The 23,095-nt window shown below is 64.6% G+C and carries 21 protein-coding genes; 8 read left to right on the plus strand and 13 right to left on the minus strand.

All coding sequences use genetic code 11. The annotated features are described in order from the left end of the window. Positions 1-82 precede the first annotated feature (82 nt). Positions 83-1,066, minus strand: coding sequence for a tyrosine recombinase XerC (locus HXX15_RS07115; RefSeq protein WP_296514169.1), 984 nt, complete (start codon positions 1,064-1,066; stop codon positions 83-85). A gap of 89 nt (positions 1,067-1,155) precedes the next feature. On the opposite strand from HXX15_RS07115, the gene HXX15_RS07120 reads away from it, so the two are divergent. Beyond that, positions 1,156-3,360: a primosomal protein N' gene (locus HXX15_RS07120; protein WP_296514172.1), complete on the plus strand. Its 2,205-nt coding sequence runs from the start codon at positions 1,156-1,158 to the stop codon at positions 3,358-3,360. Between the two features lie 264 nt (positions 3,361-3,624). On the opposite strand, the gene HXX15_RS07125 is transcribed toward HXX15_RS07120, so the two are convergent. Further along, a complete protein-coding gene (locus tag HXX15_RS07125; RefSeq protein ID WP_296514174.1) occupies positions 3,625-4,098 on the minus strand; it encodes a septal ring lytic transglycosylase RlpA family protein in 474 nt (157 codons plus the stop codon). 638 nt (positions 4,099-4,736) lie between these two features. Between HXX15_RS07125 and HXX15_RS07130 the strand changes: the two genes are divergently transcribed. From HXX15_RS07130 to HXX15_RS07150, 5 genes are all read left to right on the plus strand, one after another. Continuing rightward, the gene (locus HXX15_RS07130) at positions 4,737-5,297 is read left to right on the plus strand and encodes a F0F1 ATP synthase subunit delta (RefSeq protein ID WP_296514177.1); all 561 of its coding nucleotides are present in this window, start codon (positions 4,737-4,739) and stop codon (positions 5,295-5,297) included. Position 5,298: 1 nt separating this feature from the next. Next, positions 5,299-6,831: a F0F1 ATP synthase subunit alpha gene (atpA, locus tag HXX15_RS07135; RefSeq protein ID WP_296514180.1), complete on the plus strand. Its 1,533-nt coding sequence runs from the start codon at positions 5,299-5,301 to the stop codon at positions 6,829-6,831. Between the two features lie 143 nt (positions 6,832-6,974). Next, positions 6,975-7,850, plus strand: a complete 876-nt coding sequence (locus tag HXX15_RS07140; RefSeq protein ID WP_296514183.1) for a F0F1 ATP synthase subunit gamma — start codon at positions 6,975-6,977, stop codon at positions 7,848-7,850. Positions 7,851-7,920: 70 nt separating this feature from the next. Continuing rightward, entirely contained in the window at positions 7,921-9,351 is a 1,431-nt protein-coding gene (gene atpD / locus HXX15_RS07145; RefSeq protein WP_296514186.1) for a F0F1 ATP synthase subunit beta, read from the plus strand. Positions 9,352-9,481: 130 nt separating this feature from the next. After that, positions 9,482-9,889 carry a F0F1 ATP synthase subunit epsilon gene (locus HXX15_RS07150; RefSeq protein ID WP_296514884.1) on the plus strand — a complete coding sequence of 136 codons (408 nt, stop codon included), beginning with the start codon at positions 9,482-9,484 and terminating at the stop codon, positions 9,887-9,889. 173 nt (positions 9,890-10,062) lie between these two features. Here the strand turns inward: HXX15_RS07150 and HXX15_RS07155 are convergent, their stop codons facing one another. After that, positions 10,063-10,587 (minus strand): RNA pyrophosphohydrolase, encoded by a 525-nt coding sequence (locus HXX15_RS07155; RefSeq protein ID WP_296514189.1) that lies wholly within the window; start codon positions 10,585-10,587, stop codon positions 10,063-10,065. Positions 10,588-10,680: 93 nt separating this feature from the next. Next, positions 10,681-11,628, minus strand: coding sequence for a UDP-glucuronic acid decarboxylase family protein (locus HXX15_RS07160; protein ID WP_296514191.1), 948 nt, complete (start codon positions 11,626-11,628; stop codon positions 10,681-10,683). 160 nt (positions 11,629-11,788) lie between these two features. Between HXX15_RS07160 and HXX15_RS07165 the strand changes: the two genes are divergently transcribed. After that, positions 11,789-12,886, plus strand: coding sequence for a glycosyltransferase (locus HXX15_RS07165; protein WP_296514193.1), 1,098 nt, complete (start codon positions 11,789-11,791; stop codon positions 12,884-12,886). Positions 12,887-12,912: 26 nt separating this feature from the next. On the opposite strand, the gene HXX15_RS07170 is transcribed toward HXX15_RS07165, so the two are convergent. The 9 genes from HXX15_RS07170 to proB all read right to left on the minus strand — a co-directional run bounded on the left by HXX15_RS07170 (position 12,913) and on the right by proB (position 21,890). Next, on the minus strand, positions 12,913-13,416 hold the full coding sequence (locus tag HXX15_RS07170) for an RNA pyrophosphohydrolase (RefSeq protein ID WP_296514195.1): 504 nt from the start codon (positions 13,414-13,416) through the stop codon (positions 12,913-12,915). 85 nt (positions 13,417-13,501) lie between these two features. Beyond that, positions 13,502-14,728 (minus strand): divergent polysaccharide deacetylase family protein, encoded by a 1,227-nt coding sequence (locus HXX15_RS07175; protein ID WP_296514198.1) that lies wholly within the window; start codon positions 14,726-14,728, stop codon positions 13,502-13,504. Positions 14,729-14,870: 142 nt separating this feature from the next. Next, positions 14,871-16,229, minus strand: coding sequence for a S41 family peptidase (locus tag HXX15_RS07180; protein ID WP_296514201.1), 1,359 nt, complete (start codon positions 16,227-16,229; stop codon positions 14,871-14,873). After that, positions 16,226-17,584: a peptidoglycan DD-metalloendopeptidase family protein gene (locus tag HXX15_RS07185; RefSeq protein WP_296514203.1), complete on the minus strand. Its 1,359-nt coding sequence runs from the start codon at positions 17,582-17,584 to the stop codon at positions 16,226-16,228. Before HXX15_RS07185 ends, HXX15_RS07180 begins: the two co-directional genes overlap by 4 nt. A 21-nt stretch (positions 17,585-17,605) precedes the next feature. Next, positions 17,606-18,088, minus strand: coding sequence for a 23S rRNA (pseudouridine(1915)-N(3))-methyltransferase RlmH (rlmH, locus tag HXX15_RS07190; RefSeq protein ID WP_296514206.1), 483 nt, complete (start codon positions 18,086-18,088; stop codon positions 17,606-17,608). Between the two features lie 44 nt (positions 18,089-18,132). Next, positions 18,133-18,531, minus strand: coding sequence for a ribosome silencing factor (gene rsfS, locus HXX15_RS07195; protein ID WP_296514209.1), 399 nt, complete (start codon positions 18,529-18,531; stop codon positions 18,133-18,135). Between the two features lie 187 nt (positions 18,532-18,718). Continuing rightward, positions 18,719-19,348 (minus strand): nicotinate-nucleotide adenylyltransferase, encoded by a 630-nt coding sequence (locus HXX15_RS07200; protein WP_296514211.1) that lies wholly within the window; start codon positions 19,346-19,348, stop codon positions 18,719-18,721. 30 nt (positions 19,349-19,378) lie between these two features. Beyond that, the gene (locus tag HXX15_RS07205; protein ID WP_296514213.1) at positions 19,379-20,671 is read right to left on the minus strand and encodes a glutamate-5-semialdehyde dehydrogenase; all 1,293 of its coding nucleotides are present in this window, start codon (positions 20,669-20,671) and stop codon (positions 19,379-19,381) included. A gap of 88 nt (positions 20,672-20,759) precedes the next feature. Continuing rightward, positions 20,760-21,890: a glutamate 5-kinase gene (gene proB, locus HXX15_RS07210; protein WP_296514215.1), complete on the minus strand. Its 1,131-nt coding sequence runs from the start codon at positions 21,888-21,890 to the stop codon at positions 20,760-20,762. A 221-nt stretch (positions 21,891-22,111) separates the two neighbouring features. Here proB and HXX15_RS07215 point away from each other — a divergent pair, with 221 nt between their 5' ends. Next, positions 22,112-23,083, plus strand: a complete 972-nt coding sequence (locus HXX15_RS07215; RefSeq protein ID WP_296514219.1) for a Bug family tripartite tricarboxylate transporter substrate binding protein — start codon at positions 22,112-22,114, stop codon at positions 23,081-23,083. Positions 23,084-23,095 lie beyond the last annotated feature (12 nt).

The raw sequence follows: 23,095 nt of genomic DNA on the forward strand, positions 1-23,095 counted from the left end.
CCGCGCTTACTAGCATCGGAACTTGTCAGCGGGATGGATGGCCGGGTCAAGTCCGCCGACGCGGCTGTGGATGACGGTGTGGCTACGCCCGGGGGTGCGCGGTCTTGTAGACCTCGAACAGCCGTTCGGTGTCGATCCCAGTATAGATCTGCGTGGTCGACAGCGAGGCGTGGCCGAGCAGCTCCTGGATCGCGCGCAGATCGCCGCCGCGGCTTAGAAGGTGGGTTGCGAATGAGTGGCGCAAGGCGTGCGGCGTGGCTGAATCGGGCAGGCCCAACGCCCCGCGCAGCCGCTCCATGGTGAGCTGAATGATTCGCGGACTGAGCGGACCGCCGCGGGCGCCGACGAACATCGGCCCTTCCGGCGGCAGCGGATGCGGACAGACCGCCGCGTATTCGGCAATCAATGCCAGCACGTTGTGCAGCACCGGCACCATTCGGGTCTTGTTGCCCTTGCCAAGCACGATCAAGGTGTCGCCGGCGCCGGGCGCCGGCACGTCGCGGCGCTTCAGGCCCAGCGCTTCGGAGATTCGCAGCCCGGAGCCGTACAACAGCCCCATCACCGCGGCGTCGCGCGCCCAAATCCAAGGCTCGCGATTTTCCCCGGCGCGCTCGTCGGCGTCGGCCAGGCGTTTGGCGCCAACGATCTGGATCGGTTTCGGAAGGCTCTTACCGACTTTCGGCGCGCGAATCGCTGACAGCGCCCCGACCCGACCGTTGCCTTCACGTTCGAGAAATCGCCCGAACGAGCGCATCCCGGCCAGTGCCCGCATCAGCGAGCGGCCGCCGATCTCGTCGGCCCGCCGCGCCGCCATGAAGCCGCGGACGTCGCTGGCTTCCAACTCGGCAAATCGCCGCAGCGACACCCGCTCGCCCCAATGCTGGCTAAGAAAGATCAGGAACTGGCGGACGTCGCGGCTGTAGGCTTCCAGCGTCTTCGGCGACAGCCGGCGTTCGGCGCGCAGATGCGCCAGCCAGCGGGTCATTTCTGCGGCGATATCGGCGCCGGCGCAATCGAGTTCAATCGGCGCGATGACGCTGGTCGGTTTGGCCTTTGACGGGATCATGGGCTGCTCGAGCGCGCGATGCGCGTATAGGTGATATTATCAGATTTCCTTTCGCTTTGATGAATCATCCCCGCGAGCCCGATTCCCCGATGGACAATTTCTCGCGCAGTGGCCCGCCATTGACCACCCGCGTGGTCGATGTGCTGCTGCCGGTCGCGCTCGACCACGCCTATTCCTACCGGGTGCCACGCGGAACCGAGCTGAAGCCCGGCGACGTGGTCAGCGTACCACTCGGAGCGCGCGAGGTGATCGGCGTGGTGTGGGCGGACAACCCCAACCCCGATCCGCGCCTGCACAATCGCCTCAAGGAGGTCGGCGAAAAGCTCGACGTGCCGCCGCTGCGGAACGAATTGCGCAGCCTGGTCGACTGGGTCGCCAATTACACCTTGTCGGCGCGGGGCATGGTGCTGCGCATGACACTGCGGATGGGCGAGCATCTTGGCCCCGAACGGGTGCGGATGGGGGTGCGGCTGGTCGGCGAAAAGCCGCGCCGCATGACTCCGGCGCGGAGCCGCCTGATCGAAATCCTGTCGGACCGGTTGCTGCACGGCAAATCCGACGTGGCCAAGGAGGCCGGTTGCAGCGCCGGGGTAATTGACGGGCTGGTCGACGAGGGCACGCTGGCGGTCGAGCCGATGCCGCGCGCGCTGGCGGCGCCGGCGCCGGACCCGGAATTCTGCGCTCCGGATTTTTCGCCGGACCAGAAAGTCGCGGCGGAGGCGATGACCGCGCTGGCGGCGGCGGGCGGCTTTCAGGTCGCCCTGCTCGACGGCGTCACCGGCTCCGGCAAGACTGAAGTGTATTTCGAGGCGGTGGCCGAGATCATCCGCCGCGGCCAGCAGACCCTGATCCTGATGCCGGAAATCGCCCTGACCGGACAGTTTCTCGATCGCTTTGCGCTGCGCTTCGGGGTCCGGCCGCTGGAATGGCATTCCGAGCTCACGCCGCGCACCCGCGCCCGCAACTGGGCGGCGATCGCCGAAGGCAGCGCGCCAATCGTGGTCGGCGCGCGCTCGTCGCTGTTCCTGCCTTACGCGAATCTCGGCTTGATCATCGTCGATGAGGAGCATGACCAGGCCTACAAGCAGGACGAAGGCGTGCACTATCACGCCCGTGACATGGCGGTAGTTCGCGCCTCGATCGCCAAGATCCCGATCGTACTGTCGTCGGCGACGCCGTCGGTGGAGACCGAGGTCAACGCCCGCAAGGGTCGTTATCAGCGCATCGTGCTGCCGGCCCGATTCGGCGGACAGCACATGCCGCATATCGAAGCCATCGACCTGCGCCGCTTCGCCCCGCCGCGCGGCCGCTTCGTTTCGCCGCTGCTGGCCGAACAGATCGGCATCGCGATCGAGCGCCGCGAACAGGCGCTGCTATTTCTCAATCGCCGCGGCTATGCGCCGCTGACGCTATGCCGGGCCTGCGGCCGTCGCTTCGCCTGCACGATCTGCGACGCCTGGCTGGTCGATCACCGGTTTCGGCAGCGACTGGTGTGCCACCACTGCGGCTTCTCGATGCCGCGGCCGCGGATCTGCCCGCATTGCAGCGCGGAGGAATCGCTGGTCGCGGTCGGCCCCGGCGTCGAGCGATTGCAGGAAGAAGCAGCGGCGCTGTTTCCCAATGCCCGCACCATGGTGCTGTCGAGCGACCTGATCACCTCGATCGAGACCATGCGCAGCGAGCTCAACGAAATCGCCGAAGGCCGGGTCGACATCATCATCGGCACCCAGCTGGTAGCCAAGGGCCATAATTTTCCCCGGCTCAATCTGGTCGGCGTGATCGACGCCGATCTCGGACTCGGCAATGGCGATCCGCGCGCCGCCGAACGCACCTACCAATTGCTGAACCAGGTGATCGGTCGCGCCGGCCGCGACCAGGGCCGCGGCGTCGGTTACCTGCAAACCCATCAGCCGGAACATCCGGTGATGAAGGCGCTGGTCGCCTGCGATCGTGAGGCGTTCTATGCCAGCGAGATCGATGCGCGCGAGCGCACCGGCTACCCGCCGTTCGGGCGGCTGGCGAGTCTGATCGTGTCCGCCGGCGACCGCCCCACTGCGGAGGGTTATGCCCGGCAACTCGCGGCGATCGCGCCGCTCGACGAGCGAATCAAGGTGCTGGGTCCGGCAGAGGCGCCGCTCGCGGTGATCAAGGGCCGCTACCGGTTCCGGATATTGCTGAAGTCGCCGCGGAATGTCGATCTGTCGAATTACTTGCGGCAATGGCTCGCGGCCGGTCCAAAGACCAGGGGAAACCTGAAGCTCGAAGTCGATGTCGATCCGCAGAGCTTTTTGTAGTTCACTTCAACAGTTTATCACGTGTCGGCCATGGTCGGGAGCCGATTCCTCTCCGTGTCTTGGATGAAATGCCTGATCTGGCTCTCCGAATTTCCCGGCCAGGCTCTCAGGATGAGGCGGAGAGCGCGCCGCCAAAGCCGCACAAACAACGAAGCCTGCCGTCATTGGCGACGGCAGGCTTCGATATGGCACGCGAGATCTCGCGGCCGAACTCAACGCAACGATGTGGTTGACTGATTGAAGTATGTAACCCGCTTCGCGCGGTTACATCACTTCCGCGACCACCATGCCGACGCCGCGGCTGGTGAGGCCGATCGCGCGCGCGGCGCCGGTCGACAGATCGAGCACACGGCCGCGAACGAACGGGCCGCGATCATTGACGGTGACGACCACGCTGCGGCCGCCATGGGTGACCTTGAGCTGAGTGCCGAACGGCAAGCTGCGGTGCGCCGCCGTCATGGCGCTCTGGTTGAAGCGCTGACCCGACGCGGTGCGGCTGCCGGACTCGTTGCCATAATACGACGCCATCCCGGAGAAGCTGCGCGACGAACCGCCGCCGACCGAGGCATTGGCATTCTTCCAATCGTGGTGGGCGTGATGACGGTGGTGATGGCCCCGGTGCGATTTCGCCGACGCTTCGGTCACAGCCCCGCTGAGCAAAAAAGTCGCGGCAATCAACGCAACCGCGGTACGCGGTCGGGATTGAATTCTCGGCGTCGATGTCTTGGTTTGCAGCATATATAAATCCTTAGAATAGTATTGCCGTTCATGTGGCAAGTGGAACCCCCGTCCCGTTTTCGCTAACGGACCGTTTCGCTGCGTAATGAGGCGACAAATTGGCGCTCAGTTGGCTGCTTTCTGTCCTGAAATATCTTGTGATGCAGTGCGATAAATCAAAAATTAACGATTCTAGTGGCTAGACAGATCGACGTACGCCATTCGTATACGTAGAAATACTATGGATTTGAGTCTTATTTTCCTGAAGACTTGCTCAGGCAAATAGTGCCAAGTTGATCCAAGTCGGAACCAAGTCTTCCGGTCGGCACCAAGTCTTCCGAAGTCGGCGCGGCTCATGACGCCGAACCGCAGGCCGGCCAGCATGGCGGCACCTGCGAACCCAAGTTACGTCGGCAAATTTTCCGCGAAGCGAATCGGCAATGGCGGCATCGTCTTGCAACATCGCGTCGTCGCGCACGCCACCGTGTTGCACCTGCGCGCGCGCTATGTTAGCAAAGCCGCGATTTTAAGGTCGCCGGCTACGATCGTACCGGTCAGAAATCGAAGTCCCGCTTGAATTCCAAGGACTTGAACCGTCAAGCGCCGCACCTTGGCGACGGTTTTTCCCTTGCGAATTTGACAGCAAGAAGAGCGCGTCTGTGGCAGCTGAAGATCCATCGGTTTCTGGCGTATCGGGTCGCTATGCGACCGCCCTGTTTGAACTGGCCCGCGATGAAAAATCCGTCGATGCGGTCATGGCCGACCTCGACAAGTTCAGCGCCATGCTGGCTGACAGTGCCGATCTGAAAAGACTGGTGCGTAGCCCGGTGTTCGGTGCCAGCGAGCAGTCGAAAGCGCTGGTCGCGGTGCTGGAAAAGGCCGGGATCGGCGGCATCAGCGCCAATTTCCTCAAACTTCTGACCGCCAACCGGCGGCTGTTCGTGGTCGCCGACGTGATCCGGGCGTTTCGCGCGCTGGTCGCCAAATTCAAGGGCGAGGCCACCGCTGACGTCACCGTCGCCGAGAAGCTCAGCGACACCAATCTCGATGCCCTCAAAGCGGCGCTGAAATCAGTGACCGGCAAGGATGTCGCGCTCAACGTGAACATCGATCCGGCGATCATTGGCGGTCTTGTCGTCAAGCTCGGCAGCCGGATGGTCGACAGTTCGCTCCGTACCAAACTCAATTCGATCAAGCACGCGATGAAAGAGGCAGGCTGATATGGACATCCGCGCCGCGGAAATCTCCGCGATCCTCAAGGACCAGATCAAGAATTTCGGCCAGGAGGCTGAAGTTTCCGAGGTCGGACAGGTGCTGTCCGTCGGCGACGGCATTGCCCGCGTCTACGGGCTGGACAACGTCCAGGCCGGCGAAATGGTCGAGTTCGAAAACGGCACCCGCGGCATGGCGCTGAACCTCGAAACCGACAACGTCGGTATCGTGATCTTCGGCGCCGACCGCGAGATCAAGGAAGGCCAGACCGTCAAGCGCACCCGCTCGATCGTCGATACGCCGGTCGGCAAGGGTCTGCTCGGCCGCGTCGTCGACGCGCTCGGCAACCCGATCGACGGCAAGGGCCCGATCGTCGCCACCGAACGCAAGCGCGTCGACGTCAAGGCGCCAGGCATCATTCCCCGCAAATCGGTCAACGAGCCGATGGCAACCGGTCTCAAGGCGATTGACGCCCTGATCCCGGTCGGTCGTGGCCAGCGCGAATTGATCATCGGTGACCGTCAGACCGGCAAGACCGCGATCGCGCTCGACACCATTCTGAACCAGAAGCCGCTCAACGTCGCGGGCGCGCCGGAAAGCCAGAAGCTGTATTGCGTTTATGTCGCGATCGGCCAGAAGCGCTCCACCGTCGCCCAGTTCGTCAAGGTGCTCGAAGAGCAGGGCGCGCTGGAATACTCGATCGTGGTCGCGGCCACCGCGTCCGATCCGGCGCCGATGCAGTATATCGCACCGTTCACCGGCTGCACCATGGGCGAATACTTCCGCGACAATGGCATGCATGCCGTGATCATCTATGACGATCTGTCGAAGCAGGCCGTCGCGTACCGCCAGATGTCGCTGCTGCTGCGCCGCCCGCCGGGCCGCGAAGCCTATCCGGGCGACGTGTTCTACCTGCATTCCCGCCTGCTCGAACGCGCCGCCAAGCTCAATGACGACCATGGCAATGGTTCGCTGACGGCGTTGCCGATCATCGAAACCCAGGCCAACGACGTTTCGGCCTATATCCCGACCAACGTCATCTCGATCACCGACGGCCAGATCTTCCTGGAAACCGACCTGTTTTTCCAGGGCATCCGTCCCGCGGTGAACGTCGGTCTGTCGGTGTCGCGTGTCGGTTCGTCGGCGCAGACCAAGGCGATGAAGAAGGTCGCCGGCAAGATCAAGGGCGAGCTCGCGCAGTACCGCGAAATGGCGGCGTTCGCGCAGTTCGGCTCCGATCTCGACGCCTCGACCCAGCGCCTGCTCAACCGCGGTGCGCGCCTGACCGAACTCCTGAAGCAGCCGCAGTTCTCGCCGCTGAAGATGGAAGAACAGGTCGTGGTGATCTACGCCGGCGTCAACGGCTATCTCGACGCCCTGCCGGTCAGCAAGGTCGGCGCCTTCGAAGAAGGTCTGCTGTCGCTGCTGCGCGGCAAGGAAGTCGGCATTCTCGACTCGATCCGCACCAGCCGCGACCTGTCCGACGATACCGCCGGCAAGCTGAAGGCCGTGGTCGAAGGTTACGCCAAGACCTTCGCATAAGTTGCCGTCATGGCCGGGCCTGTCCCGGCCATCCACGTTTTCGCGTGGAAATTCAGAGCCGTGGATGCCCGGGACGAGCCCGGGCATGACGAACGAGGAGTTTGCGATCAGGCAATGCGCCGGATCGCCGGGGTGGACTGAGAATGGCTTCACTTAAAGACATGCGCGTCCGCATCGCCTCGACCAAGGCGACGCAGAAGATCACCAAGGCGATGCAGATGGTGGCTGCGTCGAAGCTGCGCCGCGCCCAGATGGCGGCGGAAGCAGCGCGGCCCTATGCCGAGAAGATGGACGCGGTGATTTCCAACATCGCCAGCGCGGCGGCCGGTCCCGGCGCCCCGGTATTGCTGGCCGGCACCGGCAGCGATCAGGTGCATCTGTTCCTGGTCTGCACCGGTGAGCGTGGCCTGTCCGGCGCCTTCAACTCCTCGATCGTGCGGCTGGCCCGCGAACGCGCGCTGGCGTTGATGAACCAGGGCAAGCAGGTCAAGTTCTTCTGCGTCGGCCGCAAGGGCTACGAGCAGCTGCGCCGCAACTTCGACAAGCAGATCATCGAGAATGTCGAGCTGCGCTCAGTGCGCCAGCTCGGCTTCGTCAACGCCGAAGACATCGCCGCCAAGGTGATCGCCCGCTTCAACGCCGGTGAATTCGACGTCTGCACGCTGTTTTATTCGCGGTTCAAGTCGGTGATCTCGCAGATTCCGACCGCGCAGCAGATCATTCCGCTGGTGGTCGAGGCGCCCGCCGCCAATGCCGGCCCCGCCACCTCCTATGAATACGAGCCTGAAGAGGACGAGATCCTCGCCGGGTTGCTGCCGCGCAACCTCGCGGTGCAGATTTTTCGCGCGCTGCTTGAGAACAATGCCTCGTTCTACGGCGCGCAGATGAGCGCGATGGACAACGCCACCCGCAACGCCGGCGACATGATCAGGAAGCAGACCCTGATCTACAACCGCACGCGGCAGGCGATGATCACCAAGGAGCTGATCGAGATCATCTCCGGCGCCGAGGCGATCTAGCGACAACAGGACACCATACCGGTCGAAGCCGACCGTGGTTTGATTTTCGGACTTCAGGGAGACAGTTTTCATGGCTACACCCGCCAACCAGAACGGACGCATCACGCAGGTCATCGGCGCCGTCGTCGACGTGCAGTTCGAGGGACATCTGCCCGCCATTCTGAACGCGATCGAGACCAAGAACGGCGGCAACCGCCTGGTGCTCGAAGTCGCGCAGCATCTCGGCGAGTCGACCGTCCGCACCATCGCGATGGACACCACCGAGGGTCTGGTCCGCGGCCAGGAAGTCGTCGATACCGGCAGCCCGATCATGGTGCCGGTCGGCGTCGGCACGCTCGGCCGCATCATGAATGTGATCGGCGAGCCGGTCGACGAGCAGGGCCCGGTGGCCAATGAGGGCCTGCGCCCGATCCACGCCGAAGCCCCGAGCTATACCGACCAGGCCACCGAGGCTGAAATTCTAGTCACCGGCATCAAGGTCGTCGACCTGCTGGCGCCCTACGCCAAGGGCGGCAAGATCGGCCTGTTCGGCGGCGCCGGCGTCGGCAAGACCGTGCTGATCCAGGAACTGATCAACAACGTCGCGAAGGCCCACGGCGGCTATTCGGTGTTCGCCGGCGTCGGCGAGCGCACCCGCGAAGGCAACGATCTTTATCACGAGTTCATCGAATCCGGCGTCAACAAGAAGGGCGGCGGCGAAGGCTCGAAGTGCGCACTGGTCTACGGCCAGATGAACGAGCCCCCGGGCGCCCGCGCCCGCGTCGCGCTGTCCGGCCTCACCGTCGCAGAACATTTCCGCGACCAGGGCCAGGACGTGCTGTTCTTCATCGACAACATCTTCCGCTTCACCCAGGCCGGCTCGGAAGTGTCGGCGCTGCTGGGTCGTATTCCTTCGGCGGTGGGTTATCAGCCGACGCTGGCCACCGACATGGGCGCGCTGCAGGAGCGCATCACCACCACGCATAAGGGTTCGATCACCTCGGTGCAGGCGATCTACGTCCCGGCCGACGACTTGACCGATCCGGCGCCCGCCACCTCCTTCGCCCATCTCGACGCGACGACCGTGCTCAACCGCGCGATCTCCGAAAAGGGCATCTACCCGGCGGTCGATCCGCTCGACTCCACCTCGCGCATGCTCTCGGCGAACATCGTCGGCGAGGAGCATTACACCACCGCCCGTATGGTCCAGCAGGTGCTGCAGAAGTACAAGTCGCTGCAGGACATCATCGCCATTCTGGGCATGGACGAATTGTCGGAAGACGACAAGATCGCGGTCGCCCGCGCCCGCAAGATCGAGCGCTTCCTGTCGCAGCCGTTCTTCGTCGCCGAAATCTTCACCGGTTCGCCGGGCAAGTTCGTCGAGCTCGCCGACACCATCAAGGGTTTCCGCGCGATCTGCGACGGCAAGTATGACCACCTCCCGGAGGCCGCCTTCTACATGGTCGGCACCATCGAAGAGGCGGTCGAAAAGGGCAAGAAGCTGGCCGCGGAAGCGGCGTAACAACTCAAGCCTCACCCTGAGGAGCCGACCGCAGGTCGGCGTCTCGAAGGGTGACGAACAACTCTCTCATCCTTCGAGACGCGCGCCGACGGCGCGCTCCTCAGGATGAGGCCAGCGGATGAGCATAGCGATGGCCACCTTCCACTTCGATCTCGTCTCGCCGGAAAAGCTGGCGTTCTCCGGTGAAGTCGACCAGGTCGACATCCCGGGCGTCGAGGGCGATTTCGGCGTGCTCGCCGGCCACGCGCCGGTGGTGGCGACGATTCGCCCGGGAATCCTGACCGTGACCGCTGCCGGCAGCCAGCAGAAGATCGTGGTGCTCGGCGGCCTCGCCGAAGTCTCCGACAAGGGCCTCACCGTGCTGGCCGACGTCGCCACCGCATTGCCCGAGCTCGATGTCGCGAGCTTCGCCGAGACGATTTCCAGCATGGAAGCCAAGCTGCCCGAGAAGGTCGGCGATGAACTCGATCGCGCGATCGAGCGGCTGGATCACTACAAGAGCATCCAGCACCAGATCAGCACCACGGCGATGCATTAAGCCGAACGTCGGCTTTCAAGCACGAACTTCAGATTCGTCATTCCGGGGCGCGGGTCGGCGCAAAGCGCTGATCCGCGAACCCGGAATCTCGCGTGCGGGGCAAGATTCCGGGTTCACTCGCAGCTGCCGCTGCTCGCGCCCCGGAATGACCGACTCCAATACAGAAGGCCCGCTCACGCGAATCCGGCAAAGCACCGCGCCACTTCGAGATAGACCTCGCGCCGGAACGGCACCACCAGGTCGGCGACGCGATCGAGCCGTTCCCAGCGCCAGGCGTCGAATTCCGGCGGCTGGCCGTTGCGGGTGGCGAGCGGGTCGATCTCGCTGTCGGCGCCGGTGAAGCGCAGCGCGAACCATTTCTGGCGCTGGCCGCGGAAATGCCCGAGCCGGTGGTACGGTCCATGATACGGCGGAAATTCGTAGGCCAGCCAGCCGGTCTCGCCGAGATGGTCGGCATGGTGGACGCCGGTCTCTTCCCACAATTCGCGCATCACCGCGACGCGCGGCTCCTCGCCGGGGTCGACACCACCCTGCGGCATCTGCCAATCGAGGCCGGGCAGCACGATTTCCGGCCCGTCATCCTTGAAGCGGTGGCCGATCAGAACCCGGCCTCGCGCGTTGAACAGCGCGATCCCGACGTTGAGCCGGTACAGCGGCTCCGTCGTCGATCCGGCATCGGTGCTGCTGATCAGGTCCATGGCCCTTCGCTCCGATGGCTTTTCGCCTGTCGGCTGAATTTGGCAACTATGGTGCACAATGCCGGTTCCGAGCATTGCGTTACCGCAAACGCCTCAGGCACTCAGCAGCTGACGGAAATATGAAATGGTTTCCTGAAGCCCGTCGCGGAGGCCGACCTTCGGTTCCCATTGCAGTTCAGTCCGCGCCAGCGTGATGTCGGGCTGACGCTGCTGCGGATCATCTGACGGCAACGGCAGAAAGATCAGCTTCGATTTGGAGTCTGTCATTTCGATGATGGTCTCGGCGAGTTGCTTGACGCTGTGTTCGGTCGGGTTGCCGAGATTGACCGGGCCGATGAAGTCGTCCGGCTTCGCCATCAGCCGGGTAATGCCGTCGAGCAGATCGGTCACATAGCAGAACGAGCGGGTCTGGCTGCCGTCGCCGTAGATCGTGATGTCCTCGTTCGACAGCGCCTGGACGATGAAATTCGACACCACGCGACCGTCATTGGGATGCATCCGCGGACCGTAGGTGTTGAAGATTCGCGCGACCTTGATCCGCACCTTGTGCTGACGGTGGTAATCGAAGAACAGCGTCTCGGCGGCGCGCTTGCCTTCGTCATAGCAGGCGCGAATGCCGAGCGGATTGACGTGGCCCCAATAGCTTTCTGGCTGCGGATGTACGTGGGGATCGCCATAGACCTCGCTGGTCGAGGCCTGGAAGATCCGGGCGCGAGTGCGCTTGGCCAGCCCCAGCATGTTGATCGCCCCGTGCACGCTGGTCTTCAGCGTCTGCACCGGGTCGTGCTGATAATGGATCGGCGACGCCGGGCAGGCCAGATTGTAGATGTCGTCGACCTCGACATAGAGCGGAAAGGTCACGTCGTGGCGCATCACCTCGAAGCGCGGCGCGCCCACCAGATGCTCGATGTTGCGGCGCCAGCCGGTAAAGTAATTGTCGACGCAGAGCACTTCGTGCCCCGCCGCCAGCAGCAGGTCGCACAGATGCGAGCCGATAAAGCCGGCGCCGCCGCTGATCAGAATCCGTCGAGATGCGCGCATGATCCGTCCTCCGCCGACGGCCAAAGCTGCATCCGACGACCCTGTTGGCCGCATTGAATGGCAAGAAACCCCATGCTAGGCAAGCCACGTTCCGCAGAACCTGGAACCGGCGCTGTCGTTGGCGCCCGGTGCCGCGCGCCGGACGCGGTGTTGGAATTTCATGGTAATTTCAAGCAACCCAGAACGGCCCGAGCCGGCGCTCGACATCTCCCGGTTGCGCATTCTGGAGATCGGCAGCGGCTACTTCAAGTTCCAGTATCCCGAGCGCACCACCTGCCTCTGGACCAACACCAGGCTGCCCGACCAATTCTGCGCGATCGACGGTTTCTCGACGCCCGACCGAGTTCTGCGCGAGCTGCGCGCCGCAGCCGCGGGGCGCTACGATGTGGTGATCGCCAACACGGTGCGTTATTCGCCGTGGCACCCACGCTATTGGGCGAGGGCACCGTTCCACACGCCGACCCATCCGTGGGCGTCGATCTCGCGGCAGTTCGGCGTCAGCGTGTTGCGCTGGGCGACGATTCCGGTGCCGCTGATCGCCATCGACATGGACGATTCATTCGGCATCGGTTCGGACTCGGTGTTTCTGTTCGACAAGGCCAAGGCGTTCTTCAAGCGCGAATTGCCGGTCGACAATTGGCAGGTGCTGCACGGGACGATCCATCCGCATCTGCCGACGCTGCGCTACCGCAACAGTGAGAAATGGCGGCGGCGCATCGGCAAGCTGCGGCCGATCTCGCTGCCGATTTGCAGTTTCGATGAGCGCTGGCGCGATGCGCCGTTCCCGGAAAAGACCCACGACATCTTCTTCTCGGGCTCGGTGTCGGGCAATTCGACGGTGCGTGGCGCCGGCCTGCCTGAGCTCGAACGGCTGAAGGCGTTGGGCTACCGGATCGACCAGCCGACCGAACGGTTGCCCTACGATGCGTTCATGGAGCGGATGTCGCATTCCTGGCTGGCATGGTCGCCGGAAGGCATGGGCTGGGATTGCTACCGCCACTATGAGGCGGCGCTGATGCAGGCGGTGCCGCTGATCAATCAGCCAACCATCGTCCGCCATGCGCCGCTGCTCGATGGCGTCCACGGCGTCTACTACGACGTCGAGCCGGGCGGCATGGAGCGCGCGGTGGTGACCGCCCTCGCCGACAAGGACCGGCTTCGCCGCATCGCCATCGCGGCGCGCGACCAAACCTTCGCCCACCATCTGGTCAGGGAATATTGCGACCACATCCTGCGCGTCGCGTTCGATCAGGATTAGAGCTGGCGCGCGATCTCCGCCGGCATTTACACCGCCGCGAGCTGCGAAAATTCCTGCACCACCCGTTCATAGACCGGGCGCTTGAACGGCACGATCAGCTCCGGCAGGTTCTTCATCGGCTCCCACCGCCAGCTGATGAATTCCGGCTTGTGGCCGCCGCCGGGGCTTTCGACATCAATCTCGCTGTCCTTGCCGGTGAAGCGCACCGCGAACCATTTCTGCCGTTGCCCGCGGTAACGCCCTTTCCAGGCGCGGCCGGCGACGGTACGTGGAATATCGTAGACCAGCCATTCCGGGACTTCGCCGATCTTTTCGACCGAGCGGACGCTGGTTTCCTCGTAAAGCTCGCGCTTGGCGGCCTCCCAGGTATCTTCGCCGGGATCGACGCCGCCTTGCGGCATTTGCCAGACATGCGTGTCATCGACATGCTCGATGCCGCCGGCGCGACGGCCGATGAACACCAGTCCGGCCCGATTGATCAGCATCATGCCGACGCAGGTGCGATAGGGCAGATCGTCGTAGCGCGCCATTCAGTCAATGCCTCCTGCGTCCGGGCGATCCGATCCGCAGCTGTGCGATCCGGGAGTGCCAATTCGTCCCCTGCCCAAGGGTGAATTAGCCCGATTTTGGTTTCAGCATCGCCGTTGTCAATGGCACAAGCATGATCCCGCGGCTGGCCAGGGCCTTGCTCCAGCTACCGATTCGTTCGATCGAAATCGGCAGAGCGGAGGCGATGCCGACGGCGCTGCCTTGTTCCTTGGCCAGGCTTTCGAGTTTGCCCAGCGCCTTGTCGATATCCTGCGCGGTCGGCACCGCGTCGATGGTCAGATCGGCGCGGGCGAATGGCATTGCCTGCCCCAGCGCCAGCGTTTGCGCGACGCTGCGCGGCGCGGTGCCGTCATCGAGATAGCCCAGCCCGCGCTTCGCCGCCTCCTGGATAATCGGCTGCATCGCCGCATCCGCGACCACAAAGCGCCCGCCCATGAAATTCGCCAGCCCGACATAGCCCTGGAACCGGCTGAGGTGCCAGAACAGGCGATCGAGATTCTGGTCGCCGGCCACCGTGGTCAGCAGTGTCTGCGGCCCGGGATCGTTGTCGGGATAGTCGAACGGCTCCATCGGGATCTGCAGCAGCACTTCGTGGTGCTGCGCCCGCGCGCGCTCCACCAGTTTGCCGGGATCGGAGCCGTAAGGCGTGAATGCCAGCGTCACCGGCCCCGGCAGCTTGACGATGGCGTCGGTGGTCTTGGCGGCCCCAACCCCGAGACCGGCGACGACGATGGCGATAGTTGGCACCTTGGCGGCCTTGGCGCGGTCGGCGTCGGTTCCGGCGGCATAGGCCGTGAACGGCTTCAGGCCATCGGCGACCACCGGGATCATGCCGTAGCGGGACTTTTCCAGCAGCCGCTGATCAATCCCGGCCATCATTGCCGGCGCGCCCGGCGGCTCGATCTTTTCCGACTTTTCCGACGCGTCGGCGGAGACGACCACGTCCTGCCGCGCACCGCTGCTGCCGTCGATGATGGTGATGGTCTTTTGTCCGGTCGGGGCCGCCTCCTTGGCGGCCGCCGTCTCGTGCGCGCCGTGGCCCATTTTGTCCGCGGACTTGGTGGCGGCTTCGGCCGGCGCGGATTTCTCGGCTGTCTCTGGCGCTTTGATCGCAACCCGGGCGACCGGTTCGCCGCCGAGCGGATTGTCGCCGAAGATCGCAAAACCCAGGAAGGCGAGCAGGAACAGGCCGAGCATCGTCGCGATCGCCTGGGTCGCGGTGAACGGCAATCGGAAGCGGCGCTTGCGTCCGCGCTTCTGCCCCAGCGGTGTGCTCAGTTCGTCCGCTGTCACGGCCGTGGACCTCCCGAATCAACCGCGCCGACGATACCACGGCGCGGTGCCGGCGCGGCAGCATGGCGGCAACCCAGCCGACAGCAAAAAGGGCGACCCGAGACGGGCCGCCCTCTCGCAGAGGTCGATCAGATGCGGCGAATCAGTTGGCGACCTTGCTGGCCGGCTTGTCGATCGCAGCCTTGTCGCCGGTGGCCGGCGCAGTGGCGTTAATATTGACGCCGTGCAGCAGGTCGGCGGCCATCTTCAAGGCCTTGTCGTTCTTGACGTCCGGCGGCACGTAGGACTGCGAGCCGGTCTTCTCGTCACCCTCGGCCTTGAGATGACCGCGCAGCGAGGCTTCGCCCTTGGTGTCGGTGCGCGACTTGATCTCGTCCGGCACGTCCTGCAGCACCTCGATATCGGGGGTGATGCCCTTGGCCTGGATCGACTTGCCCGACGGCGTGAAGTAGCGCGCAGTGGTGAGCCGGAGCGCGCCGTTGCCGGAGCCGAGCGGGATGATGGTTTGCACGGAGCCCTTGCCGAACGAGCGGGTACCGACCAGCGTAGCGCGCTTGTGGTCCTGCAACGCACCGGCGACGATTTCCGATGCCGAGGCCGAGCCGCCATTGATCAGCACGATCACCTTCTTGCCCTTGGTCAGATCGCCCGAATGGGCGACGCGACGCTGGGTTTCCTCGGCGTTGCGGCCACGGGTCGAAACGATTTCGCCGCGATCGAGGAAGGTGTCGGAGACCGTCACCGCCTCTTCCAGCAAGCCGCCTGGATTGTTGCGCAGATCCAGGATCCAGCCCTTCAGCTTGTCGGCGCCGATGGAGGTCGTCAGGTTGCCGATTTCGCGCTTCAGGCCTTCGGTGGTCTGCTCGTTGAAGGTGGTGATGCGGATATAGCCAATGTCGTCGCCCTCGGTGCGCGCCCGCACCGAACGGACCCGGATGTTGTCGCGCACCAGCGTGACTTCGATCGGATTGTCCTGGCCCTTGCGCACGATCTTCAGCCGGATCTTGGTATTGACCGGGCCGCGCATCTTCTCGACCGCCTGGTTCAGGGTCAGGCCCTGCACCGCTTCGTCGTCGAGATTGGTAATGATGTCGTTGGCCATGATGCCGGCCTTCGACGCCGGAGTATCGTCGATCGGCGACACTACCTTGATCAGGCCGTCTTCCATCGTGACTTCGATGCCGAGACCGCCGAACTCGCCGCGGGTCTGCACCTGCATGTCGCGGAAGCTCTTGGCATCCATGTAGCTGGAATGCGGATCGAGACCGGTCAGCATGCCGCTGATGGCGGACTCAACCAGCTTGCTGTCGTCGGGTTTCTCGACGTAGTCGCTGCGCACCCGTTCGAACACATCGCCGAACAGATTGAGCTGGCGGTAGGTGTCCGAGGTCGCCGCGCGGGCGCTCGATCCCATCAGCACCGAGCGCGGCTGGGTGACGAACAATGTCAGCGCTGCGCCGGTGGCGAGGCTGAGCAGAATTACCGAAGTCTTGCGCATCATCCGCGAACCTTTTCGCCTTCACTTGCGGCCCACCATGGGCCTGGATCAATGGGAGTACCGTCCTTACGGAACTCGATATAGAGCACGGGCTGACTCGCGTTGGCCGCGAGTATCGATGCGACCTGAGAGGTTGATCCCATGATCGCGACCGGCTCCCCCGTGAGCACAAACTGGCCAATATTAACCGAAATGCGCTCCATCCCGGCGATCAATACATGATACCCGCCACCGGCGTTCAGGATCAAGAGTTGTCCGTACGAGCGGAACGGTCCGGAGTAGACCACCCAGCCGTCACACGGGGTTGTGACCTGCGCGCCGGGGCGCGCGGCCAGCGAAATTCCCTTTTCAATGCCGCCAACACCGTCGGGCTTGCCGAATTCGCGCAATTTGGTGCCGTTAACCGGCAGCGCGAATAAACCTTTGGCGGAGGCGAATGCGATCGCCGGACTGAGCCGGCCGGGGTCCTTCAGCGCACCGAGATTGGGCTTGCCGTTCAGCGCGGCGGGCGTGCCCTTCAGGCTCGCGGTCGCGGCGGCCTTGGCGGCGCTCTTGAGATCCAGCTCCATCTTGGCGATCAGGCCCTGCAGGCTGTCGACCTGGCGCGACAGCGTGACGGCGCGGGCGCGCTCGACTTCCATGTCATTTTCGGCCGCGCTCTGCTTGCGCTGCCGCTCGTCGACCAACGATGCGAGCTGGAGCTGGTCGGTATTGAGCTTGCCGCGATCGGCGGTGAGCTGATCGCGCTCCGCCGAGATCGCCTTGCGCAAGGCGATCAATTCGCCGAGGTCGCCGACCAGCCGGTCCGCGCGCGCGCGCATGTCGGGCACCACCGCGCCGAGCAACATCGCGGTCCGAAGCGATTGCAGCGCGTCTTCCGGCCGCACCAGCAACGCCGGCGGCGCGCGGCGGCCGGCGCGCTGCAACGCCGCCAACACTTCGGAAATCTCAGAACGGCGCGAATCGAGCGACGCGCGGATCTGCGCCTCGCGGGCGTCGAGCGGCTGCAGCCGGGCTTCGGTCTCGCCGATCCTGGTTTCGACAGCGCGAACCTTGGCGGCGACATCGATCAGCTGCTGATTGAGTTTGGCGCGGTCCTCGCCGATCGCCGCGATGTCGGCCTTGAGCTTTTCCTGCAGCTCGGCGGCGCTCTTCTGCCGCGCGCGCGCGGCCTCGAGCTCCTGCTCGTGCTGCCGGATCAGGTCGGTCGACGGCGACGCTGTGACCTGCGCTTGCGCCTGCCGCGGCCAACCGCCGGCAAGGCCGATCGAGACCAGGCCGGCTGACAGCAACGCAACGGATCGCCAGCCTGCGTTTGCGGCTCGATCTCTTGGACGATGATACCGCTCTGAAGCCATCGGTTCGATTCGGCGTTCTCGTTACGAACGGTGATAAGGGTGTCCGGCCAAAATGGTCGCGGACCGGTAAATCTGTTCCAGCAGCATCACCCGCACCATCTGGTGCGGCCAGGTCGCGGCGCCGAACGAAAGGCACAGCTTCGCCTTGCGCCGCAATTCGGGCAAAAGTCCGTCCGCACCGCCGATCACGAAAATAGTGTTCGGCACCGATTCGTCGCGCCAGCGCCCGAGCTGGCGGGCAAAGCCGGCGCTGTCGAGGCTTTGGCCGCGCTCATCGAGCGCAACCATGATGGATTTGTCGGCAATCAGCGCCGAAATCGCCGCGGCTTCGTCCGCCATCCGGGTCGGCGCGTCGCGGGCGCGGCTCTCGGGAAGTTCGTGGATCTCGAGCCCGCGAAAGCCAAGCTTGCGGCCAATATCGTCGAACCGCTCGCGGTAGCGCTCCGCAAGCTCGCGTTCCGGACCCTGCTTCAGTCGGCCGATGGCAATGACAACAAGCCGCATCGGCTCAAGTTAGCATGAGCGCGCGCTTTGCACGATCCGATCCGCTACAGCGTCTTCGCCGGGGCGGGGCCTTGCGTCCACAATCGTTCCAGATTGTAGAATTCGCGCACCTCGGGCCGGAACACGTGCAGGACCACGTCACCGGAATCGATCAGCACCCAGTCGCAATTGGGCAAGCCCTCGACGTGGAGTTTCTTGATTCCGGCTTCCTTCAGGGCCTTGACGACATTCTCCGCGATCGCGCCAACGTGCCGGTTGGCGCGCCCAGTGGTCACCACCATGTAGTCGGAGAAAGCGGATTTGCCGCGAAGGTCGATGGTGATCGTTTCTTCCGCCTTCATGTCGTCGAGGCGAGAGAGGATCAGTTTCAGCGTCTCGTCGGCGCGAGGCAGCGCCTCGGAGACCGCAACGGGTGTCGATGTCTTACGCGCTCTGGGTGTCACAGACTTGGCGACTGACTTGGTAACGGCAGCCTTCGGCAACACTGATTTCGGTAAAACAGACTTAGCCAATACAGATGTGGTCAGGGACCATTCCTTTCACTGTATCGCGAACGCCGAATCCCGGCGCCCGTGCCCTATACTAGGCATGTGGGGATGAAGGTTTCAATATTCCAGTTGGTGCAGTGTATCATTTCTTCCAGCTTCCGTCCGGGTTCCTTAGTCCGGAGGAGGACAGAGGCGATTTCACTCCGGTAAGGAACACCCAAGCCGGCGGCTGGCGATCAGCCAGCGTCGCTGCCGCGCTCGAAGGTAGGCGCCTGCGGGCTAGAGCGCGGGCCGCGGGCGCGGCCAAGGCGCGCAGGCTGGTTGGCGGGCGGTCGATCACCGCGATCGCAACCTCGGCTGCGATCCTCTGCCAGCTTTGCCAGCGATGGAACTGTGCGAGATTATCCGCGCCCATGATCCAGACAAAACGCGCCGCGGGACAATGTCGGCGCAAATAACTGATCGTATCGGCAGTGTAGCGGGTGCCGATGACGGATTCGAGACAGCTCACCACGATCCGCGGATCGTTCGCCATCGCCCGCGCCGCCGCCGCGCGCGCATCGAGCTCGCGCAACGCCGAGACGTCCTTCAGCGGATTGCCGGGCGATACCAACCACCAGATACGGTCGAGTTTCAGCCGCTTCAGCGCGAACAGGCTGATGGCGCGATGCGCTTCATGCGGCGGATTGAACGAGCCGCCAAGCAGGCCAATTCGCATGCCGTTGGTGAATGGCGGGATCGGGGACGTCGCGGAACCTTTTTCCAGCGCCAATTCAGGATCCGCCGGCACGGGGGGTGGCGGTCACGGCCGGGTCTGCCCGGTGCCGTGGACGCGATATTTGAAGCTGGTCAGTTGTTCCGCGCCGACCGGTCCGCGGGCGTGGAACTTCCCTGTGGCAATGCCGATCTCGGCGCCGAAGCCGAACTCGCCGCCATCGGCGAATTGCGTCGAGGCGTTATGCAGCACGATCGCGGAATCGACCTCGCTGAGAAATTTTCGCGCGGTGTCGGAATCCTCGGTGACGATCGCATCGGTATGATGCGATCCGTGGCGCGCAATATGCGCGATCGCATCGTCGACGCCGTCGACCAGTTTGGCGGCGATGATCGGCGCCTCGAATTCGGTGTTCCAGTCCTGCTCCGATGCCGGTTTGACGCGTGAATCGGCGCGCTGCACGGCTTCATCGCCACGCACCTCGCAGCCGGATTCGAGCAACATCTGCACCAGCGGCTGCAGATTCGCCGCGGCGCCGGCGCGGTCGATCAGCAGCGTTTCGGTGGCTCCGCAAACGCCGGTCCGTCGCATCTTGGCGTTCAGCACGATCGCCTTGGCCATGTCCAGGTCGGCGGCGCGATCGACATAGACCGCGTTGATGCCTTCGAGATGCGCGAACACCGGCACCCGCGCCTCGGCCTCGACCCGTGCCACCAGACTCTTGCCGCCGCGCGGCACGATGACGTCGATACCACCGTCGAGGCCGCTGAGCAGCAGCCCGACAGCGGCGCGGTCGCGGGTTGGCACCAGCGTGATCGCGGCTTCCGGCAAGCCGGCCTCGCGCAGCCCCTGCACCAAGCAGGCATGGATCGCGCGGCAAGAGTAGAAACTGTCGGAACCGCCGCGCAGGATCACCGCATTGCCGGATTTCAGGCACAGCACGCCGGCGTCGGCGGCAACGTTAGGGCGGCTCTCGAAGATCACCGCGATCACCCCGAGCGGCACCCGCACCCGTTCGATCACCATGCCGTTGGGCCGCTGCCAGCGCTCGGTCACCGCACCGATCGGATCGGGGATACTGCGCACCGTGGCGATGCCATCGGCCATGGCGTCGACCCGGACAGGCGTCAGGGTCAACCGGTCGACAAAGGCGTCGGTCGCGCCGCTGGCTCTGGCCTCGGCGACATCCTCCGCATTGGCCGCAAGAATGGCGGCGGCGCCGGCACGGATCGCCCGCTCCATTGCCTCCAGCGCCTGATCCTTCTGTTCCGTCGGGGCCAGCGCCAGCACCCGCGCCGCGGCGCGGGCGCCGCGAGCAAGCTCGTTCATCAGCGACGACAGATCGGCGCTGCCGTCGATGGCTTTCAGTGAGGCAGTCATGGGCTCGAAACCGGCAATGAGGCAGTTGTCACAAAATAGGGGGTCGGAGGCGGCAGGTCAAAGCAGGATCGCAGCCACGCCGGCGGCGTTAACCCGGCGCCGCGCCGATCACCAGGTCGTCGCGGTGGATCATCTCGGCGCGGCCGCTGATGCCGAGGATGATCAGCACGTCGGGCGAGGAGCGGCCCTTGATCTTGTCGGCATCGTCGGCGTCGTAGGCGACCAGGCCGCGCCCGATCTCATGAGTATCCGGCCCGCGTACCAGCACGGCGTCGCCGCGGGCGAATTGGCCATCGACCCGGACCACCCCGGCCGGCAGCAGGCTCTTGCCGGCGCGTAGCGCGGTCACCGCGCCGGCGTCGATGGTCAGAGTCCCCTTCGGTTCCAGCGAGCCGGCAATCCAGCGTTTGCGCGCGGTGACCGGATTGGCCGGGGTCAGGAACCAGGTGCAGCGGCCGCCATCCGCAATGGCCTTCAGCGGATGCTCGATCTTGCCCGACGCGATCAGCATGTGGGTGCCGGCGCTGGTGGCAATCTTGGCGGCCTCGATCTTGGTGTACATACCACCGCGCGACAGTTCGGATTCGGCGGCACCCGCCATCGCCTCGATCTCGGCGGTGACCGAATCAACAATCGGAATCAGTCGCGCATCCGGATTGGCGCCGGGTGGCGCCGTATAGAGCCCGTCGATGTCGGACAGCAGGATTAACAGATCGGCGCTGGCCATGGTGGCGACTCGCGCCGCCAGCCGATCGTTATCGCCATAGCGGATCTCGTTGGTGGCGACGGTGTCATTCTCATTGATCACCGGCACCGCGCGCCATTCCAGCAGTTTGGCGATGGTGGAACGGGCGTTGAGGTAGCGGCGGCGCTCCTCGGTATCCTGCAGCGTCACCAGGATCTGCCCGGCGCCGATACCGTGATGGCCCAGCACCTCCGACCAGATCCGCGCCAGCGCGATTTGGCCCACGGCCGCCGCCGCCTGGCTCTCCTCGAGTTTGAGCGGGCCGCGCGGCAATTTCAGCTTGCTGCGGCCCAGTGCGATCGACCCCGACGACACCACCATCACGTCGCGGCCATGCAGGTGCAATTCGGCGATGTCGGCGGCAAGCGCCGCCAGCCATGCCGCCCGCACCTCGCCGGCCGCCGAATCGATCAGCAGCGAGGAGCCGACCTTGACGACGATGCGGCGGAAATTTTTCAGTTCGGGGCGGGACATCGAACGGGTCACGGGTTGCCGCCGCGTCGCATCGCGCCGGGCTGGAACAGCGGCTCCGTTTTGCAGCACACGGCGGGCCGGCGCAAGCGGCGGCTCGGTGCGACCCAGGGTGTGGCGATGGCCGAGGGGCTGGCTGAAATGCCGCCCGTCGCCATTTCCCTCCCCGGCGGGGTCTGCTGTAGTGCTGCGACCACAAATCAAAAGCGAGGGGAGGACTGCTGATGGACCGACGCAATTTCCTGGCCGGATGCCTTGCCTTGTCGGCGGCGGCCAAAGCGAGCGGTGCGCTCGCCGAATCCGGACCGCTGACGCGGATCATCTTCCCGTTCGCGGCCGGCGGCGGCGGCGACGCGCTGTGCCGGGTCGTGGCACAGCAGATCGCGCCGATCCTCGACCGCGCCGTGATCGTTGAGAATCGCACCGGCGCCGACGGCCTGATCGGGATCAAGGTGGTCAAGAGCGCCAGCCCCGACGGCACCTCGGTGCTGGTGACCACCGGCCCAACCATGTACCTGCTGCCGATGGTGGAAACCGCGCCCAGCTTCGACGCCACCAAGGATTTCGTTCCGGTCTCGCTGCTGGCACGGTTTGAATTTGCCGTGGTGGTCGGCAAATCCGTCGACGCCAAGACCTTCAAGGAATTCGTCGCCTGGCTCAAGGCCAACCCTGACAAGGCGACCTTCGGCGTGCCGAGCAACGGCACCATCCCGCATTTCACCGGTTCGCGGCTGGAACAGGCCATCGGCGTGCCGATGACGCGGGTGGCCTATCGCGGCGGAGCGCCGATCATCACCGACCTGATCGGTGGCCACATCCCGTTTGCCATCGTCACGCTGACCGATGCGATCCAGCAGCATCGCGCCGGCGGCGGCGTCCGGGTGCTCGCGGTCACCAGCGCCGAGCGATCGCCGTTCCTGCCCGAAGCGCCGACCATGAAGGAAAGCGGCATCGATCTGGTGGCGGACGCCTGGTACGGGATGTGGCTGCCGGCCGGCAGTTCAAAGGACTTCGCCAAGCAGCTCAGCGCCGCGGTCGCCACCGCGCTGGCCAAGCCGGAGGCCAAGGAGAAGCTGATGACGATCGGGCTGATTCCGGTCGGCTCGACGCCGGAGGGCCTGGCCGGCGAGCTCGCGGCCAACACCGCGTTCTGGCAGCCGATCGTCAAGGCGACGGGTTACAAGATCACGAATTGAATTCGTTAACGT

The sequence above is a fragment of the Rhodopseudomonas sp. genome (genome assembly GCF_013377015.1).
GTDB lineage: Bacteria > Pseudomonadota > Alphaproteobacteria > Rhizobiales > Xanthobacteraceae > JARJEH01.